General features: G+C 72.6%; 13 protein-coding genes, 1 tRNA gene and 1 pseudogene. 4 read left to right on the forward strand and 11 right to left on the reverse strand.

Going from position 1 to position 18,201, the window contains the following annotated elements; genetic code table 11:
* Positions 1-59 precede the first annotated feature (59 nt).
* Genes BN1555_RS39045 through BN1555_RS18495 form a run of 5 tightly spaced genes read right to left on the reverse strand, consistent with a single transcriptional unit; the run spans position 60 to position 8,029 of the window.
* Positions 60-1,361 carry an extracellular solute-binding protein gene (locus tag BN1555_RS39045; RefSeq protein WP_093800412.1) on the reverse strand — a complete coding sequence of 434 codons (1,302 nt, stop codon included), beginning with the start codon at positions 1,359-1,361 and terminating at the stop codon, positions 60-62.
* Positions 1,358-2,395, reverse strand: coding sequence for a hypothetical protein (locus tag BN1555_RS39050; protein WP_093800413.1), 1,038 nt, complete (start codon positions 2,393-2,395; stop codon positions 1,358-1,360). Before BN1555_RS39050 ends, BN1555_RS39045 begins: the two co-directional genes overlap by 4 nt.
* Complete coding sequence (locus BN1555_RS18485; protein ID WP_093800414.1) at positions 2,392-3,780, reverse strand: VWA domain-containing protein; 1,389 nt, start codon at positions 3,778-3,780, stop codon at positions 2,392-2,394. The genes BN1555_RS39050 and BN1555_RS18485 overlap by 4 nt, the downstream gene beginning before the upstream one ends.
* A complete protein-coding gene (locus tag BN1555_RS18490; RefSeq protein ID WP_093800415.1) occupies positions 3,777-6,263 on the reverse strand; it encodes a serine/threonine-protein kinase in 2,487 nt (828 codons plus the stop codon). The genes BN1555_RS18485 and BN1555_RS18490 overlap by 4 nt, the downstream gene beginning before the upstream one ends.
* Positions 6,260-8,029 (reverse strand): S1 family peptidase, encoded by a 1,770-nt coding sequence (locus BN1555_RS18495; RefSeq protein ID WP_093800416.1) that lies wholly within the window; start codon positions 8,027-8,029, stop codon positions 6,260-6,262. Before BN1555_RS18495 ends, BN1555_RS18490 begins: the two co-directional genes overlap by 4 nt.
* Positions 8,030-8,095: 66 nt before the next feature.
* Here BN1555_RS18495 and BN1555_RS18500 point away from each other — a divergent pair, with 66 nt between their 5' ends.
* Entirely contained in the window at positions 8,096-8,413 is a 318-nt protein-coding gene (locus tag BN1555_RS18500; protein ID WP_093800417.1) for a trypco2 family protein, read from the forward strand.
* A gap of 144 nt (positions 8,414-8,557) precedes the next feature.
* Here BN1555_RS18500 and BN1555_RS18505 read toward each other — a convergent pair whose 3' ends face one another.
* Positions 8,558-10,003: an FG-GAP and VCBS repeat-containing protein gene (locus tag BN1555_RS18505; RefSeq protein ID WP_176710074.1), complete on the reverse strand. Its 1,446-nt coding sequence runs from the start codon at positions 10,001-10,003 to the stop codon at positions 8,558-8,560.
* A 520-nt stretch (positions 10,004-10,523) separates the two neighbouring features.
* Between BN1555_RS18505 and BN1555_RS18510 the strand changes: the two genes are divergently transcribed.
* On the forward strand, positions 10,524-12,497 hold the full coding sequence (locus tag BN1555_RS18510; RefSeq protein ID WP_093800419.1) for an NHL repeat-containing protein: 1,974 nt from the start codon (positions 10,524-10,526) through the stop codon (positions 12,495-12,497).
* Positions 12,498-13,178: 681 nt separating this feature from the next.
* Complete coding sequence (locus tag BN1555_RS18515) at positions 13,179-14,285, forward strand: hypothetical protein (protein WP_093800420.1); 1,107 nt, start codon at positions 13,179-13,181, stop codon at positions 14,283-14,285.
* A 6-nt stretch (positions 14,286-14,291) separates the two neighbouring features.
* Here the strand turns inward: BN1555_RS18515 and sigJ are convergent.
* Positions 14,292-15,218: pseudogene (gene sigJ, locus BN1555_RS18520) on the reverse strand (RNA polymerase sigma factor SigJ).
* 152 nt (positions 15,219-15,370) lie between these two features.
* On the opposite strand from sigJ, the gene BN1555_RS18525 reads away from it, so the two are divergent.
* Positions 15,371-16,132, forward strand: coding sequence for an endonuclease/exonuclease/phosphatase family protein (locus BN1555_RS18525; protein ID WP_218058194.1), 762 nt, complete (start codon positions 15,371-15,373; stop codon positions 16,130-16,132).
* A 136-nt stretch (positions 16,133-16,268) separates the two neighbouring features.
* Here the strand turns inward: BN1555_RS18525 and BN1555_RS18530 are convergent.
* The 4 genes from BN1555_RS18530 to BN1555_RS18545 all read right to left on the reverse strand — a co-directional run bounded on the left by BN1555_RS18530 (position 16,269) and on the right by BN1555_RS18545 (position 18,065).
* Positions 16,269-16,344, reverse strand: a tRNA-Arg gene (locus BN1555_RS18530).
* Positions 16,345-16,536: 192 nt separating this feature from the next.
* On the reverse strand, positions 16,537-16,674 hold the full coding sequence (locus BN1555_RS40430; RefSeq protein ID WP_255306082.1) for a hypothetical protein: 138 nt from the start codon (positions 16,672-16,674) through the stop codon (positions 16,537-16,539).
* 57 nt (positions 16,675-16,731) lie between these two features.
* The gene (locus BN1555_RS18540; protein ID WP_255306083.1) at positions 16,732-17,046 is read right to left on the reverse strand and encodes a transposase; all 315 of its coding nucleotides are present in this window, start codon (positions 17,044-17,046) and stop codon (positions 16,732-16,734) included.
* Between the two features lie 107 nt (positions 17,047-17,153).
* Positions 17,154-18,065: an ion transporter gene (locus BN1555_RS18545; protein WP_093800421.1), complete on the reverse strand. Its 912-nt coding sequence runs from the start codon at positions 18,063-18,065 to the stop codon at positions 17,154-17,156.
* Positions 18,066-18,201 lie beyond the last annotated feature (136 nt).

Here is an 18,201-nt window from a genome sequence, read left to right on the forward strand (position 1 = left end):
GCAGACGGCCGATCCGCTGAACTGTGCCCCTTGGCCCCGAGGGGCGGCCCCGGCCGGGGTCAGGAGCCGCCCCCCACCGGTGCCGCGCACACCGACGGGACCCACGGGGTGTTCTGGGCGTGGTGCCGCTCCGTCTCGTCGTCGAGCTGTTCCAGCAGGCCCTCCAGCAGGTCGTGGTCCGCCGGTGCCGCGAGGAATTCCAGTACGGCGCGGTGGAAGACTCCCCGCAGCTCCGGCGGCATGACGTCCGAGGCGTCCGTGCACAGCCGCTTCGCGCCCGTCAGGGTCTCGTCGACGGCCCGGTTCGCCCAGGCGTCGCCGTACGCGCCGACGGAGACCGGGAAGAACGGCCGGTTGCGTTCGGGCACCGCACGCGCCCAGGTGGCCCGTGCCGCGTCCCCGGTGAGGAAGGTGATCAGCGACCGCGAGCCCTCGGTGTCGCGGAACAGGGCGGCCATGTCACCGGCCACCTCGTAGGCGTTGCGGTCGTTGGCGAGCTCCGGGACGGCCTCGGTGGTGGGGACGAACGCGACGTCCTTGCCGTACAGCCGCCGGATGAAGCTGCCCTGGTGTTCGCGGGCGCAGCCCCGGCCGTCCGCCGTCAGCAGGCCCTTGCCGTCGTTGCCCTGGAAGTCGTTGGCGAGGGCGGCGGCGGCCTGCGCGTCGCTGCCGCCGGGGGCGATGAGCCGGCCCCAGGTCTTCCACGCCCCGCGGACCTCCGGGCTGCGCCACGGCAGCTCGCCGGTCGCCCACTGCTCGTACACCGCCGGGCCCGACCGCTGGAGCAGGATGTCCTCGATCCAGTCGCTGCCCGGCCACCCCGAGGTCGCGCCGGAACCCATGCCGAGGCACCAGTCGCCCCGCCGGGCCGAGCGGTCCGGGTAGTGCCAGACGACGCTCTTGAGGTCGACCTTCACCGGGGTCCAGTACGTGTTCTTGCGGTGGTCGACGGTGAGTTCGGGAGCCCACGGCTGCGGGGAACGCTCGCGCACCTCGTCGGGGAGCGGCACCAGTTCGCCGTCGTGCGCGTACTCGGTGAGCTCGCCGAGGCTGTTCAGTACGGCGATGTCGGGCGGCGATCCGGCCTGCACCTGGGCGAGGAGCGTCTCGCGCAGCGACGTCGTGCCCTGGTAGTCGACCTCGATCCCGTACTTCTTCCTGAACCGGTCGAGCACCGCCTCGAAGCTCTCCTCCTCGTCGCCGGTCCAGGGGCCGAGGACGCTCACGGCGGGGCGGGGCTCCTCGGCGCACGCGGCGGAGACCAGCGCGAGCCCGGCGAGGAGGCAGGAGGCCAGCAGCAGCCGCAGGCCCGTCCGGCGGCGGGGACGGCGGGGACGGCGGGGACGGCGGGAACGGTTCACCGGTGACCTCCTGCGGGACGCCGGGGGACGGCGTATTCGACGAGGAGCGGCTGGAGCGTCCCCACGACGACCCCCGCCATCAGTACGGCCGCGAGCGGAACGAAGCCCGCGCCCGGGGCCCAGGCGTCGGCGTCCCCCTCCCGTACCGCCCTCTCCATGCCGGACTCGGCGGCGGCGACGGCCGCCGCCTGCTGGCCGGGGGTGCCGTCCGGCGTCAGCAGCCCGGCCGCGTCCTGCGCCAGCGTCTGGCTCCGGTGCGCCTGCCACGTCCCGAACGCCAGCACGGGAACGGCGGCCAGCAGCACCGTCACCGCCGCCAGCGGGACGCTCAGCCGCAGCCGGAAGCGCCGGCGCAGGAACACCTGCGTGCCGACCAGCCGCACGCCGAGCAGCAGGCAGGCCGTGACCGCCACCGGCCAGGCCAGCAGCGGCGCGGCGCCCCAGTCCTGCCGGCGGTCCAACGCGGCGCTCTGCCGGTCCTGGAGGGCGGAGATCCGGGCGAGGATGCCCGATGTGCGGGCGTGCATCATCGTCTGCGCGTACGAGAGGTTGGCGAGGCTCAGGTGCGCCTTGTCCGACTGGGTCCACGCCCCGTCGATGCGCAGGGCGTAGCTGTCGACGAGCCCGGACGCGATGCGCAGGGTCTGCTGGTCCTCGCGGTTCAGGGCACCCGTCGCGGCGGCCCGGGCGAGGCTGCTCCTGGCCTCGGCGAGCTGGGTCCGGTACTCCTCGCCGCGCGCCAGGATGTCCGGCCACCTGTGGTCGCGGGCCCGGTGGCGCAGGTGGTCGCGCGCCGTGGCGTCGGCCTGCCGGAGGGAGGTGTGGGCCCTGGCGAGTTCGACGACGGCGGGCCCGGTGCGGTCCCGGATCGCCGCGGAGTCGCTGTGGACCTCGTCGTACGCGCCGAAGAGCGTCACGCCGCCGACGGCGGTCAGCGTGAGCAGCCACAGGAGCTGGCGGTGCAGGTAGCCGACGGTGGTGACGCCGTCGGCCCCGGTGGCCGAGCGCCAGAACCGGCGCGCGAGGCCCCTCACGCGGGGTCCCGCGGCGTGTCCGGCGACGTGCCCCGCGGCTTCTGCCGCGGCGGCAGCATCGTGCTGTGGGAGCGCAGCACCATCGCCGAGTTGATGTCGAGGGGGCGGATGTCGGGGCGGATCTCCACCTCGCCGGCCGCCGCGTCGATGATCCGTACGACATCGCCGAGGCGTTGCAGCATGGGCTCGTTGCCCATGGCGTGGGCGCGGCGCACCGCCTCGCCCCAGGCGGCGCGCGCCCGCGCCGCGTCACCGGCGCGCTGGGCGGCGCGGCCCTCTTCGAGGCCGCGGACGAGGGCGTCGTGGTGGGCGTAGTGCGCCACCTTGGGGTCGTACCTGCTGTAGAGGTCGCGGTGGTGCGTCCAGCGGACCAGCAGGGGCCGCGCGGGCGGCAGTTGCGGCGGCGGGCCCTCGGCCCGCGGGTCCCGCACCACCTTCAGGTCGGCCAGCCACAGCTCCCGGTCGACGGGCTCCTGCGGCGTACGGGAGGCGGCGACGCACACCAGGTACTCGCGGGTCTCCTCGCCCCACGGCGGCAGGGGGAACTCCAGGCACCGGTCCCCGGCCGTCACGCGGTCCGGCAGCAGGTCGCGGCGGGTGGGGTGGACCTGCTGGACGGTCAGCGGGGCGCTGCCGGGGCGGTGGGTGAGGCGCAGGCGCAGGCCGGTGACCCGGCGGGCCGCCGACTCGGCGGCGAGGGCACGTAACTCACCGGGCAGCGCGTCGAGATCGCGTACGGCGTCGGCCCTGCCGTTGAGGCTGCCGGCGATCAGCTGGAGCTCGTCGGGATCCCAGTCCTCGCCGATGCCGAGGGCGTCGCAGGTGAACACGGGGGAGCAAACGGTGAGTTCGGCGGCGAGGGCGTCGTGCTGTTCGTGTTCGTTGCGGCCGTCGCTGAGCAGCAGCGCGTGCCGGACGGCGGAACCGGGGAGCTGCGCGAACAGTTCGCGGGCGAGGGCGAGCCAGCTGCCGATGGCCGTACCGCCGCTCGGCGCGAGGCGGCCCACGGCCTCCTGCGCCTCCTCGCGGGTGGTGGCGTCGGCGCGTACGAGACCCGGGGAGGCGCCGGTCCTCGTGGGGTAGACCGGCTCCGCGGTGTGGCGTCCGGCGACGATCGCGAAGTACGTGCCGTCGGGCAGCGCGCGTACCGCCTCCGCCGCCGCGTCCTGGGCGGCCCAGAGCTTCTCGCGCGGATAACCCATGGACGCGGAGCAGTCGAGGAGCAGGACCTCGGCCCCGGCCGGGGAGGGGACGGGGGCGGCCGCTTTCGCCGCCGCGTCGTCACCCGCGCCGCCACCCGGGGCCACCGTCACGGTCACCACGGCGCACATGCGCGTCCCGCCCTCGGCTCCGCGCTCCACCGAGACGCAGGGCTGCTGGCTCACTTCGAGGGAGACGGCTCCTGCGGCTCCTGAGGCTTCCGGGCCCCCTGCGGCTCCCGTGGCTCCCGTGGCTCCTGCGGATCCCGCTGTTCCCGCTGCTCCTGCGCCTCCCGGGCCTGGGACACCTGCCACGCCTCCCGTACCTCTCGGATCTCCCGCACCGTCTGTGCCGTCCTGAGCCATGCGTGCTCCTTGTATGTCCAGCGCAGCGGCCGTATCCCGTTGGCCAGGTCGAGGAGCGCGTGCGCCCGCACGTCGCCCGCCTGCTGGGAGAGGCCCCGGTACGCCTCTTCCAGGCGTCTGCGCAGCCTGTTCTCGGTGAGTTCCCCGTCCTGCACGCGCTCGCGGAGCTCCGCCAGCCGCTCCGCTCTGCCGCCCTCGCCGCCGGGCGCGCCGCAGACCCAGTCGAGGACGACCTCCCGGATGTGCGTCTCCAGCCGCAGCGCCGCGTGCCGGTCCGTCAGCCCCTCCTCCTCCCGCAGCTGCGTGACCCGGGCGAGCGCGGTGACGAGGGACTCCAGGGGCGGCGGTGCGCCGTCCGGGAACCGCCGCCCCGCCAGGATCCGTACGACCGCGGTCCGCGCGGCCGTCCGGTGACGGGAGTCCTTGGGCACGCGCTCCAGGATCTCCAGGGCCTCCTCCCGCTTCTCCGCGGCGAGGTGGATCCGGGCGAGCCCGAAGGCCGCGCTGCCCAGGGAGTGGTTGCGCAGCCACACCGCCTCGTAATAGGCCCTGGCGCGGTCCGGCAGGCCGAGCCGTTCGTAGCAGTAGCCGAGGGCGAGCTTGGGGGCGTACTCGCCGGGGAGCGAGTCGTAGACGTGGTCGAACTCCTCGCGGGCCTCGTCGATCCGGTCGTCGTCGAGGTGCAGCAGCCCGGCGTGCCAGTGCAGGCGCCAGTCGTGCGGTGCCATGGCGCCGACGAGGCCGCCGGCCAGGGCGAGTTCGGCGCGGGCCGCGTCGTGGTGGGCGCGCTGCCGGGTGCGGCGGGCGAGGCCGAGGTGCAGGCGGCAGCGCAGCAGGTGCAGTTCCACGGACGGCTTCCAGCCCGCGAGCAGTTGCAGCAGCCCCGGCGCGTCGTACGAGATACGGGCGAGCGACGCCGCGTGGAGGTCGTCGGGGTCGGTCCTGGGCACGGGCAGGCCCGCCGCGACCTCGTCGGGGGACGGCCGCGCGGCGTTCAGCGGGAGGCGCTGGGTGCCGTACGCCCAGCGGTCGAGGACGGGGGCCTCGCCGAGGCCGCCGTCGAGCGCGGCCGACGCCGGTTCGAAGAGGAGGGAGGGCTCGAAGGTCTCCTTGCGCAGCCGCAACGACCGCAGCTCGCGGATGACGCCGCGCAGCTGGAGCGACATCTCGGCGGCCGTGGCGAACCGTCTGCGCGGCTCCTCGTCGGTGGCGCGGGCGAGCGCGCGGCGCAGGGACTCGGCGCCGAGCCCGGGGGCGGGGTGACGGGCGGAGTCGGTCAGTTCGCGCAGGGTCATGCCGACGCTGTAGAGGTCGGACTGGGGGCGCGCCCTGCCGTCCTGCTCGACCTCGGGCGCCTTGTAGAGGTCGGTGTACGGTCCCGGGGCGTCGAACTCCCGCACTCCCCCCACGTCGATGATCTTTATGCCGTCGCCGCAGTGCATGACGTTGTCCGGCTTCATGTCGCCGTACACCTTGCCCTCGTGCGTGTGCAGGTAGCCGAGCGCGTCGAGGATCCGGATCCCGTAACTGACGATGAACTCGTGCACGCGCGAGCCGGCGAACGGCTCCTTGTCGCGCCTGATGCGTTCGGCGATCTGGTGCAGCGCCATCCCGCCCGCGAACTCCATCACGATGTAGTCGGTGCCGGTGGGGCGGTGCGTCGCGTAGTTGATGACGCGGATGATGTCCTTGTGGTTGAGGTCGGTCAGGTGCCGGCGCTCGCGCAGCGCGACCTCGCGCGCCAGTGAACTGTGCGGGTTGCGCAGTCCCTTGAGGGCGACCGGCCGGTTGTAGAGCTGGACGTCCTCGGCGAGGTACACCCAGCCGAGGCCGCCGTGGGCGATGGGCCCGACGACCCGGTACTGGTCGGCGAGTACGTCGTCGCCGGACAGCTGGGGCTGGAGCGCGTACGGCGTACCGCAGGCGCAGCGCCCCTCGGAGGCCGCGAAGCCGATGAACTCCATGCAGTCGGGGTTGCCGCACCGCATGACGCGGGAGGAGGACCGGTCCTCGACGGGCTCGACGAGGAGGGCGGGATCGGGGACCTCGACGCGGGGGAGGTCCATGAGGCCGTCACCGGCGCGGGAGAGCACGAACTGCTCGACGGGCACCGGACGCCGGGCCCCCGCGGGCGCCGGACCCCCGGAACCGACGGGCCCGGCGCCCGCGCCGCTGCCGCCCGCTCCCCGTCCGTCCGCGCCCCCACCGCCCGCGCCCCCGGCTTCGACGGGCAGGCCGGTGATGTCGCAGAAGCCGGTTTCCGTGACCTGCCCGGTGCACTCGGGGTGCGGACACGCCCTCACGGTTCCTCCTCAGGCTCGGTCCCCGTCTCCGCCCCCGGGCGCGCTTCGAGCGCCGTGCGGGCCTCCCGTACGAACCGGTCGACGGCCGCCTCCGCCACCGCCGGCTCGCACGGCCCGCCGGTCAGCAGCCGCTGCGCGTCCTGGTGCAGCGAGGCCGCGGCCTCGGTGATGCCGTGGGCGGCGAGGCGTGCCTGGTACCCGTCGAGAAGGCCCCGCAGCTCCTGGTGGCGGGCGAGCTGCCGGGTCAGCAGCCGGTGGACGGCCTCCGCCTCCAGCAGAGCGGTTTCCGCGGTCCTCTCGACGTACGACAGCTTGACGAGGAAACCGGTGGTGCCCTGCTGGGGGTCGGCTTCGAGGCGGGCCGCCTTGAGCTCCAGGTCCGGGGCGTACCGGGGGAGGCGCGGCAGCGGACCGACGCAGCTCGCCGCGCGCCGGTGCAGGTCCCGGGCGCCCTCTTCCGTACGGGCGAGCACGTCGATCCGGCGGCCGATGCGCTCCAGCCAGCGCCGGGGGTACGCCGGATCGAGGAGGAGTTCGTACGTGCGGCGCAGGGCGGGAGAGTCGAGCTGCCGGAAGACGAGCAGCAGCCGTCCGCCGCGCCGTACCAGCGTGTGCAGCAGTTCCACGGTCTCCACCGGCCGGGCGGCCTCGTCCACGCCGCGGACCACGGTGGTCAGCGGCAGGGCGTCGGCCGCGACGCGGGCGGACGGGGGGAGGGGGCCGGGGCCGTCGAGGCCCATGCCCTCGGCGATCTCCTCGGCGACCTGCGCGGGGGTCTTGTCGCTGACGACGAGGGCCAGGTCGATGCTGCCGGCGCGCGGGGCCGGGCCGGTGTCGTCGCGGCCGTACGTCGCGGAGGAGGTGCGGGGAGAGCGTTCGCGGTCGGCGAGGGTGAGGGTGGTGCGCAGGGCGAGGTCGGCCTCCGCGTCCTCGTGCCGTACGAACGTGATCTCCACGTCGGCCATGTCGTCCTCGCCCGCCAGCCAGCGGGTGAGCCAGCGCGCGAATCCGCGGTCGGGGGCGAGGGGGGTGGAGGCGGGGTCGGCGGGATCGGCGATGAGGGGGTCGGGGACCGGGCGCCGGCCGCCGATGTAGCGCTCGGGCTCGGCCTCGCGCACCCGTTTGAGGTGCTTGACGATCGTGCCGGTCGGGATCATGTAGCCGTGCCGGTGGTGCGCGCCCTCGCGCTCCGATTCGAGCTTGCTGACGACGATCCCGATGACGTGACCGGTGCGGTTGTCGACCACTCCGGCGCCGCTGAAGCGCCGGAGGATGGTGTCGGCCTCGGTGACCGGATCGATCTGCACCCACTCGTCACCGGGCCCTCCCGGTCCCTTGATGAGTGCCTCGGCCCACTTGCCGCCCGTGAGGCGGGAGGGGTAACCGGCGAAGTGGACGCGGTGGTTCCAGAGGGTGGGCAGCCGGTGGAGGGTGGCGTACGAGGCGACGGGGGGTGGTCCGGCGAGCTGGAGGAGGGCGAGATCGCCGGTGTGGTCGTCGGCGCGGGGGACCCAGTGGCCGGGAACGACGGTGGCGCGCAGGCCGTCGGAGCCGGCACCGCCGGAGCCCGGGAACTCGACGACCACGGACGGCTTGTGCCCGTCGGTTCCGGCGGTCTGGATGACGTGGGCGCAGGTCAGAACGAGCCCGTCCCGCAGCAGCACCCCGGCCCCGAGCACTCGGCCGCGCGGGTCGTCGGTGCGCAGCCGGACACGCCAAGTCTCTTGATCCGTAGAGAAGTTGGTCTCACTGATCAGCGCCCCCATGCTGTACCAGCATAGTCGCGACAGGTGACAATGAGGCCTTGGCGTCAGTGGGGGGATGTGAGCAGGGTGAACGCGGAAGACGCGACGCAGGGCGTGGAACTGGCCGACGTGATCAGCCGGGTACGGGAAGAACTCGAGGTGGCCCAGCGCCGGGGAAGAGCGAGCGGCATGCGCTTCCGGGTGGAAAGGGTGAACCTGGAGTTCGAGGTCCAGGTCCGCCGGGAGACCGGCGGCAAGGGCGGCCTGCGCATCGGAGTGGTCACGGCGGAGGCGGGCAGGACGAAGGCGAACGACACGACCCACCGCATCCAGGTGGAACTGCAGCCCTGGAGCCGGGACGACGGCGGCCCGGTGGACGTGGGGGGCGAGCCGGAAGAGGGCTGAGCCCGGCGGGGCGCCGGCCCGCGCCCGCCGCGGCCCGCACGAGGACGCCTGCCGCGACCGACTGCCGGGTCCGAGCGGCGAGCGGTGGAGAGCCGCGGCGCGCCTCCCGGGGGAGGAGGCGCGCCGGCCGGCGGCCGGGGGACGTCAGTTGGCGAGGACGTCACCGAAGTACGACAGCCCGGAGGGACCGCCGACCGAGGCGGCTCCGAACGACGTCGAACCGGTGGCGGTGACACCGCTCGTGCCGGACTTGAAGAGCCAGACGGAACCCGCCCCGCTGTTCTCGGCGGGGGCGCCGGCGATCAGCTCCGCCCGCCCGTCCGCGTTGCTGTCGGTGAGGTGCACGGAGCTGCCGAAGTGGTCGCGGGACTCGGCGGTTCCGGGCACCCCGGCGGTGTCCTGCGAGAAGCTCTTGGCCCCGGTGCCGGTCAGCCCCGTGGCGGAACCCCGCAGCACGGTGACGGCACCGGCCGCCGTCTTGCTCCCGAGGGCCTCGCTCTCCGCGCCGACCACGACGTCGGCGTAGCCGTCGCCGTTGGTGTCGCCCGCGGACAGACTCCAGCCGAAGCGGTCGCCCTTCTCGGCGGCTCCCGGGACGCCGGAGGTGTCCTGGGTGATGCGGACCGGGGTGCGGGTGGACAGGCCGGCGGAGCTGCCGTACGTCACGGTGACCGCGCCACCGGGCCCTCCGTTCGGCTCGTCGGCGGACTTCTCCATGAAGTTGCCGGTGACGATGTCGCCGTAGCCGTCCTTGTTGACGTCGGCGATGGCCGCCGCGTAGCCGCCCGCGACCTTGCCCGACGCCTTGAGGCCGGTGGCCCCGCCCTTGTAGAGGACGCTGCGGGTGGCGTACGCGCCGCCGCTCTCCTGCTGGCCCATGACCAGGAGGTCGGTCGCGCCGTCGCCGTTGACGTTGCCCGCGAAGATCTTGTCCGCGTTGATGCCGGTCCCGTCCGTCGTGTCGATGCCGACGCGGGAAGCGGCCTTGCCGGTCCGGGAGAACGGCCCCTTGAAGATGTTCAGCTCGGGCGCCGCGACGTTGGCGGCGGCCAGGTCGGTGTGGCCGTCCCCGTCGAAGTCACCGGTGGCGACGTCCCAGCCGAGCTCGTTCCGGTACTCGGGCAGCGGCGACGAGATGTCGGTGGCGGACGTGAGACCGCCGGCGCCGCCCCAGACGACGGTGAGGACACCGGACGAGTCGGTGCTCCCGATGCGCTCGGCGTGCACGCCGACCACCAGGTCGGTGTAGCCGTCGCCGTCGAGGTCCCCGGCGGTGAGGCGGTCGCCGAAGTAGTCCTGTGTCTCCGGGACTCCCGGAATGCCGCTGGTGGCCTGGCTGATGAGGGTGCGCCTGGACTTGTCGAGGCCGGTCCTGGTGCCGTAGACGACGGCGACGTAGCCTGCCGCCCGCTTGCCGCCGACCGTGGCGGTGGGCGCGGCTATCGCGAGGTCGCGGTAGCCGTCGCCGTTGAAGTCGCCCTGCAGCCCGGAGGGCGCGGCGGCGGCGCTGCCCGCTCCGGCGACGAGCAGGCCGCCGGTGAGGGCGGCCGCGGCGGCGGTGGCGAGGACGGTACGAAGGTGTTGCTGCACGCGGGTCTTCTCCTGTGGCATGCCGGATGCCGATCGGGCATCCGAAGTCGGTGAGCCGAATCGACCGCGCGCCAGGGGCTCGCCCCTGCCGGCACGTGTCGCTCGGTGCACAGAGGACCGCCGGAGGGGCCCAAGGGTTGTACGGGGACCAGTGGCAAGTTCGTACGGACAGAGCCCGCCGGGCTGAGCGCATCCGGCGAGGCCGGTGGTTCTCGGCGGCCCGGTCCTTTCCCGGGTGCTCGCCGGAGTCGTCGGCGCCCCGGGTCGTCGACGACTTCCCGGTCTCGCGGGCGGCCGCCTGGCGGAAGGACGGGTGCCCGCCCGGCACGCGGCCGAAGGCGCAAGAAGGCACAACGCGGAGCACAGAAGAAATCCAGATCTCGTCTGTCACTGGCATGTCATACGCTGACTCCTCTCGGCAGCGCTCCACGTGCCCGTCGTCGGCACGAGGGGGGAACGCGCTGCCTTCTCCTGTCCACCCGGTGATCACCGGGTTCCTTCTGTGGGGGTTCACATCACTGTGCGCAGGCGCAGCATTTCGACCGCGACGGCGCTCGCGGTCCTCTTCAGCTCCGCGGTGATCGTCGCGGGCACAGCGGGTCCGGCAGCGGCCGACTCCGCGAAGGTCCTGTCGGTGAAGTCGGTCGGCGACCTCGTCGTGGACGGGGCCCACCAGCGGGTCTACGTCTCCGACCCGGCCGACGGCAAGATCGTCGTCACCGACTACGCGGGCACCGTCAAGGCGACCCTCACCGGCCTGCCCGGTGTGACCGGCCTCGCGCTGTCCGCCGACTCCGGCCAGGTGTACGCGGCCGTCAAGGACACCGACCGGATCGTCTCGGTGGAGACGGGGACGTACACGCGGACGGCGAGCTACGACCTGACCGGCGCCGACGCCCCGGCCGCCCTGGAGACCGTGGACGGCCGCCTGTGGTTCGGCTACGGGTCGGGCATCGGGTCGCTCGACGTCTCCGGCGCCGAGCCCCTCGTGAAGCTCGACCAGAACGCGGGCGCCGAATTCTCCGGCGCCGCACCGCTCCTCGGCGCCGACCCGGCCGTGCCGGGCGTCCTGGTGGCGGGGGCCGGCGGCCGGCTCGCCGTGTACGACGTCTCCGCCGAGGGGGCGGCGCTGCGGGTCCGGGGCAGCATGGACACCGGCGTCAAACAGCTCGACCTGACGCCCGACGGCACGCAGGTCCTCACCTCCTGGGACGGCAGCGGGTACGGGTACGGCTTCCCCGCCTACTCCACCACCAGCCTGGAGGAGGTGGCGAGTTACCCGACCGAGGCGTACCCGAACGCGATCGCCATCGCTCCCGACGGCACCGTCGCGGGCGGCTCCTCCTCCTCGTACGCCCCCGACGTCCACATCCACCGGGCGGGCGACCCGAAGCCGACGCGGCAGTACGAGTTCCCCAACACCGGCAACAGCAGCGGCGGCGACCTCCTGGTCCCCGGCGCGCTGGCCTGGGCACCGGACCGCAGCCGGGTGTTCGCGGTCTCGGAGAACACCTACGGCACGTTCACCCTGCGCGCCCTGACCGACCCCGCCAAGGAGCTTCCCGCTCTGAAGGTGTCGGCTCCCGCCAGTGCCGAGCGCGCCCAGAAGCTCACCGTCACCGGGAAGCTGACCTCGAAGACGGCGCTCCCGGCGGGCACGGCCCTCAAGGTGACCCGCACGGACGTCGAGTCCCCGAGCGGCAAGGCCCTGCCCGACGCCAGGACGAAGGCCGACGGCACCTTCTCCCTCACGGACACACCGCCCGCCGGCGGCAAGGTCACCTACAAGGTGGTGTACGCGGGCGACGCCACGCACGCCCCCGCCTCCGGCTCCGACACGGTGCAGGTCTCGCGCAAGGCGGCCTCGCTGACCCTGAACCGCAACGGCAACGTCTACACGTACGGCACCGACGTGTCCTTCACGGCGCACCTCGGTACGACGTACAAGAACCGCGTCGTCGAGATCTACGCCAACCCCTACGGCTCCGACAGGCCGAACAAGCTGCTGAAGAAGGCCCGGGTCAACTCGCAGGGCAACCTGTCGGCGACCGTGGACATGACGCGCGACACCGTCGTCACCGCAGTCTTCGCGGGCGACGCCCGCTACGCCTCCAAGACCGTGAAGTCCACCGCGTACGCCAGGGCGAAGGTGTCCGTGAGCGTCTCCAAGCACTACAGGACGGGCAAGATCGGCTCCACGACGTACCACTACTTCCGCAAGAACACCGACCCGGTGTTCACCACGGCCATGAACTACTACACGGGCCGCAAGCAGCGGTTCGAGCTGGAGATCTACCACCAGGGCACCTGGTACGCCTCCACGTCCGAGTACTTCGGTCTGGGCACCGACGGCAAGTCCGCCGTCAGGCTGGAGGCACCGGGCCAGTCCGGCATCCGCGCCCGGATGCGCTCGTCGTACGTCAACGGCTCCTCCGGCGACAACGTCAACAGCACGGCGCATGCACCCTGGAAGTACTTCACCTTCACCAACTAGCCACCCCGGAACGGCCGATCGGCTGCGGCCCCCGCACCCCGCGGGGGCCGCAGCCGCGTTCCCAGGCCCGCCTGCGCTCTCGGCAGACCGTGTGAAGCCGGCCGCACGGCCCGCTGCCGGCCGCGCTCCCTGCCGGCATCCGCGGTTCCCGGTGAGTCCCCGCCCGGCCCGGTGCGGTGGTGACACAGGGAGGAGTGGCCCGGCCGGCCAGAACGGTCGCCACCGGGCCCCGAAGCCGGGCTTCGCGGCTCGCGTCCCTGCCGGACCGTTGGAACGCCGCAGGAGCACTCTGTTGGCCGTTTGTTCACGCGCCGCCCGTCGCCCTGCCAAACTCCGACCACGCCCCGTACCTGACGCTCCGTCCCTCCAACGGGCGCGGTCTCGGGGCAGGACAGGGGGCCAGGTCGTGTCGTATCCCGTAGAGCGTCCAAAAGGCAGGGCTCATACGCTTCCGTCACGTGACATACGGGGAGGCGCGTCCCACTGTCAGAAGTGCGGATCGAGGTTGCCCAGGGACAGGTGGGGGCGACGATGGTGAATCAAGGGCGGGTCGAGGGCGAACGACCGCTGCTGCTGACGTCAAAAGCGCCGGGCGGCCGGCCCGGGAACCGTTGTGCGATTATGCGGTGGACGACGGCCCGGGGAGGGGTGCCGAGCAATGGGCGACGCGAGGAGTTCAGCGTGAACGCGGGTGGGGGCCAGGGTGGTTCGTCCGTCTCCGACGAGGAGTGGGAGCGGTTCCTCCGGGAGTCGGCGGACGGCGTGCCGGGCGCACCCGAGGAGCCCTCGGCGCGGGCGCGGGCCGTGGCGCGGCGGTTGCGCGAGGAGCCCGCGCGGGCGGAGCCGTGGCGCACGTACACGCCGGCCCGGCCGAGGCGGCTGAAGGGCTGGTACGTGGTCGCGCTGCTGGCCGCGCTCGCCCTGCTGGCCGTGGCGCTGATCCCGGGGCGGGTGACCGGATGGTTCGGTGCCGGCGGCGGGACCGGCGGGCCGCTCGCCACGGAGTCGGAGCGTCCGGACCAGCCGCCCCCCACGGAGGCGGCCCGGCGGCCCACGCCGGACGAACCGTTCAGAGGATCGCCCGCGGCGCGCTGGGCGCGCGGCACGGCCGGGATCACGGTGCCCGCGGCCAGGGCGACCGGGTGGATGAGCACGGCGCAGGTCGAGCGGGCTCTCGGCCGCACCCGGGACTTCCTCGCCGCGTCCCATCTGGATCCGGGCGTACTGCGGGGCGAGCGCCCCGAACGGGCGATCGCGCTGATCAACCCGCACCAGCAGGACGTCCAGGACTTCCTCGCGACCGCGTTCCGGAAGCCGAGCGGGGAGAACGACCCGCTGATGCTCTTCAGCCGGTTCGACGAGGCGCACGTGCGCCTCGTCGGGGACGTGGTCAAGACCCGGGGCCGGATCACGTACCGGGAGGGCGGGCAGGGCGCCCTCCGGGTGACCGCGGACGTCACGTACGTGTACCCGGTCACGCGGGCGACGGCGGACAGCGACGAGGTCGCGCGCACGATCGTGCGGCGCGAGCTGGTGCTGGACTGGGACGACCCCGCGAAGGTGATCACCAAGCCGGGAACCTTCTCCTTCGTCTCGTACAAGGCCGACACGACCAACGGCGGCTGCGACACGGTCACCGGCTACTTCACCCAGAAGTTCGCCGCCGAACAGCCGGTCGCGGAGCCGGGTGACGGCCCCGGGGCCGACCCGTACGACCGCAGTGCCTCGATGGCCGAGCGGATGCGCGAGGCCGCGGACGAAGAGTGCGGGACCGCGACGCGGTCGTGAGCGGGGTCAGGGGCGTCGGCCCGTCGTCCAGGGCCGCAGCTTTTCGGGGTTCCGCACGCCCCGGATGTTTTTGATCCGGTCGCCGGTGACGTCGAACGACATGACCGCCACGGTGACGTCGTCCAGCTGAAGCACCGGACCGGGCTGACCGTTGACCGTACGTTCCAGGAGCGCCAGGCCGGGCGTCCTGCCGGCGGGTTCGACGAGGTAGCGCGCCACCTGCTCGCTGCCTTCGACCAGGTGGAGCGCGGTTCTGACGAGGCCGCCACCGTCGCTGACCGCCGTGACGCCGGGGTCGAGGAGACCGATGAGGGCGTCGATGTCTTTGGCGTCCCACGCCTGCTTGAAGCGCCGGACGACACCGGCGCGCTGGGCGGCCGGAGTCGCCGGAGCCTGCGACGCGCGGAGGCGGCGGCGGGCCGAGGAAGCCGGCTGGCGGCAAGCCGCCGGCGTACGGCCGACGATCTCGGCCACTTCGGCAAAGGAGTAACGGAAGACGTCGTGAAGGACGAACGCGACGCGTTCGGCCGGGGTCATCGATTCGAGCACGATGAGGAAGGCCATGGTGATCGACTCGTCGGGAGTGACGCGGTCGGCCGTCCTGCCGCCCGCCGGCCCACTGCGTGGAATCGGGCAGCGGCTCCGGGATCCATTCGCCCACATAGCGCCCGCGCCGGGCCCGCGCCGAGCCGAGCTGGTCGAGGCAGATACGGCTTGCGGCCTTCGTCAGCCAGCCGCCGGGGGCTTCGACGGCCTTCTGCTGCTGCGGCGACATGGCGTACCAGCGGGTGTACGTCTCCTGTACGACGTCCTCGGCGTCGGCCAGGGAGCCGAGGAGCCGGTACGCGAGATTGATCAGCTGTCGCCGCTCACTCATGATCGCGCCAGGCCCGGATCGAGCGGGCCGTCTCCTGGCTCGGACTGGGTCTTCATGGTGTCGCCGTTCCCTTGGCTGCGTCTGCTGTCACCCGTACGACGGAGCAGCCCTCCGGAATGCGAGGTGGGCGCGGCGACGAGACTGCGCGTCGTGACGTTGAACGTATGGAACACCCGGGGTGACGCCCCCGCGCGGATGGCACTGATCAATGCCGAACTACGGCGGCTCGAACGGGATCTCGTCGCATTGCAGGAGGTCCTGCCGGACCGACTGCCCGGCCTGGCCGAGGGGACCGGGCTGCCACGGCACCCACCGGTCGCGGACAGCCGCGACGGCACCGCCCTGCGCGGACCGGTACGGCGGAACCGCGATCGCTACGCGATGGCCGCACCGCATCGTCGAAGTCCTCGGTCAGCGCGGAACGAACGCGCCCGACATCCCGTGGCTCACCCTGGCGGCCCTGGTGCCGCTGCCCGGGCTGGGCGAAGTGCTGTTCATCACACCGACGACGTCGTTCCGGCTCGACGCGGAAGCACAACGGGAGCGCCAAGTGCTGGCCTTGGGCGATCTGGACGCCCGACACCGGACAGCCCTGCCCATGATCATGGCTGGTGATTTCCACGCGGATCCCGATGCGGCCGGCATCCGGTACCTGACCGGCCGGCAGTCACTCTCGGGACGCAGCACACGTTTCCACGAAGCATGGGAGATCGCGGGCTCCGGTCCCGGACACACCTGGTCCGCCGACAACCCCAACGCCACCGAGGACATCGAGGTCCTGGTTCGCCAGCCCGGCCACCGCCGACGGATCGACTACGTCTTTGCCGGCTCACCGCACGCCCACCCGAACGCCTTCGCTCGTGTCCGCAGCGCCCGACTCGCATTCGACGAGCCGACCGACGGCCTGTGGGCGAGCGATCACTACGGTGTCGTCGCCGACCTGGAAGCGGGCCTGCTCGCCACCGGGTAGCGCCGCGGTCGCCGCGCACCGGGACCGGCCTCACCGACGCCGACCCGTCCGCTCAGACAAACGGCCCCGGACGAGGAGTCCGAGGCCGAATAGAAGCCCCTTCCTGTGGAGAACCTCAGGTCAGAGCGGTAATGCGTGGTGCCCCCGGCAGGATTCGAACCTGCGACACCCGCTTTAGGAGAGCGGTGCTCTATCCCCTGAGCTACGGAGGCGGGGATCTGCCGGAAAACGTGTCTAAAACTCGGCCGAGGTAGACGCGATGATCCAGACAGGCATGCAGACAGCGTACGGAGCCCTGGCTGTGAGGCCAGGCCGCCGCGGTCAGTGTAGCGGGTGGCGCCTGATCCGCATTCGGATGCATGGCTCCTGGCGCTCCCGGCCGGGTGCACCAGGGGGTAGGGCTGTCAGGCTGCGGGGGCGAGGTTGACCATGGTGCGGGTGACCGAGTTGCTGAGCCAGGCGTAGCCGATGTAGACGAGCACGGAGCGGCGATCGCGCCGTAGGCGGGGACCCGCTTGTGCGGGTAGCTCTGGTCGAAGCATGAGTGCTGGGACTCGCTGTCCTGGCGGAAGCCCTTGAGACGGCGGCCGGCATGGCTGTCAGGGGTACCTGTCGAAGGTGCTCGGTCCGGTTGAATCCAAGGTGGCCCGTTTGAGGATGTCGACGTCCTCACGCAGACGGCGGTTCTCCCGCCGCAGTGCGGCCAGTTCCTCGCGTTCGCTGCTGGTCAGGCCGTCCCGCTCGCCCGCATCGACCTCGGCTTGCTTCACCCGGTCACGCACCGCGGTCTCGGTCAGGTCGAAGTCCTTGGCGATCTGACCGACCGAGCGGTCACCACGTCGGCACAGCTCGACGGTCTCCGCCTTGCACTCCGGCCTGAACGAGCGACGAGGGCGAGGCTTCTTCTTCCCCATGCCCCCCATGATGGACACCTTCCCGGGGCTGAGCCCCTGATCTCGGATGCCCGTCACAGCGGATCGAGTCCAGTCCACGTCTGAGCCGTTCCCGCGCCCTCAGAGCCTCACACTCCCGTCCGCGCCGCCTGCCCGGCGCCCTGGCACGCGCAGGACCGCCGGGGCGCCGCCGCCAGGCCGGCCTCCATGCTGTCCAGGGCCTGGCGGGCTGCGGCGAGCTGTGCCCGCAGGGCCTCTGCCGGGTCGTCCGCCCGCGGCTGCTGCCCCGGCACGGTGTGTTCCCGTTCCTTCTCCAGCTCCCGGGCTTCCTCCAGCGAATTGATGACGACGCCGATGAGGAGGTTGACCAGCAGAAACGAGCCGAGCAGGACGAACGAGCCGAAGTAGAGGACGGTCCAGCGGGAGATCTCCAGGCCACCGCGTACGGCGTCGCCGAGGCCGTCGAGCGTCATGAGGAGAAAGAGCGTGAGGGCCGCGCGGCCGAGGGACCCGTAGTGCTCGGGGTCGTCGCCGGCGAAGAACACCCAGCCGACCATGGCGTACACATACAGCAGGAGCGCTCCGACGAGGGCGAAGCTCAGGGTGCCGGGCAGGCTCTTGCCGACGGCGACGATCACGATGCGCAGCTGCGGCAGGAAGCGCGCCGCGCGCAGCACGCGCGCCAGGCGCAGGAGCCGCAGCACGGTGGCGTTCTCACGGGCGAACGGCATGAAGGCCAGGGCCACGACGAGCAGGTCGAACACATTCCAGGGATCGCGGAGGAAGTCTCTGGGGCGGTCGGCGTGGGCGGCTGCCCGCAGCAGTATCTCGGTGGTGAAGGCGACCAGGAAGAAATGCTCCGCAGCCTCGAGGGCGCCGTGCCGTTGATGCACGACACCGCTGTACGTCTCGATTCCGAGCAGGACGGCATTGGCCGAGATGAGACAGAAGACAGTGCTGGTGAACGCGCTGGAGTCCACGATGCGGCGACTGCGGTGTGCGAGCCCGCGCCGCAGATGCGCAACCGTCGGTTCGGACATGGGTGATTCGTTTCCTCACAGACCTGTTTCAGACATTTCCCGCGAGCCGCAGCGGGATGAGGCCCGGGCGGGTGACCGCCCCCTATGCTTCTACATGCGTGTAGAAAGCGCGAGCCCGACCCGGCCAATCATTCAC

The organism is Streptomyces sp. Wb2n-11 (assembly GCF_001049855.1).
Classification (GTDB): domain Bacteria; phylum Actinomycetota; class Actinomycetes; order Streptomycetales; family Streptomycetaceae; genus Streptomyces; species Streptomyces altiplanensis.

Coding starts and splice junctions, on each gene's coding strand:
- BN1555_RS18525 (WP_218058194.1), top strand. CDS start 15,371: ATGCCGAACTACGGCGGCTCGAACGGGATCTCGTCGCATTGCAGGAGG.
- BN1555_RS18495 (WP_093800416.1), bottom strand. CDS start 8,029: ATGGGGGCGCTGATCAGTGAGACCAACTTCTCTACGGATCAAGAGACT.
- BN1555_RS18540 (WP_255306083.1), bottom strand. CDS start 17,046: ATGGGGAAGAAGAAGCCTCGCCCTCGTCGCTCGTTCAGGCCGGAGTGC.
- BN1555_RS40430 (WP_255306082.1), bottom strand. CDS start 16,674: ATGCTTCGACCAGAGCTACCCGCACAAGCGGGTCCCCGCCTACGGCGC.
- BN1555_RS18545 (WP_093800421.1), bottom strand. CDS start 18,065: ATGTCCGAACCGACGGTTGCGCATCTGCGGCGCGGGCTCGCACACCGC.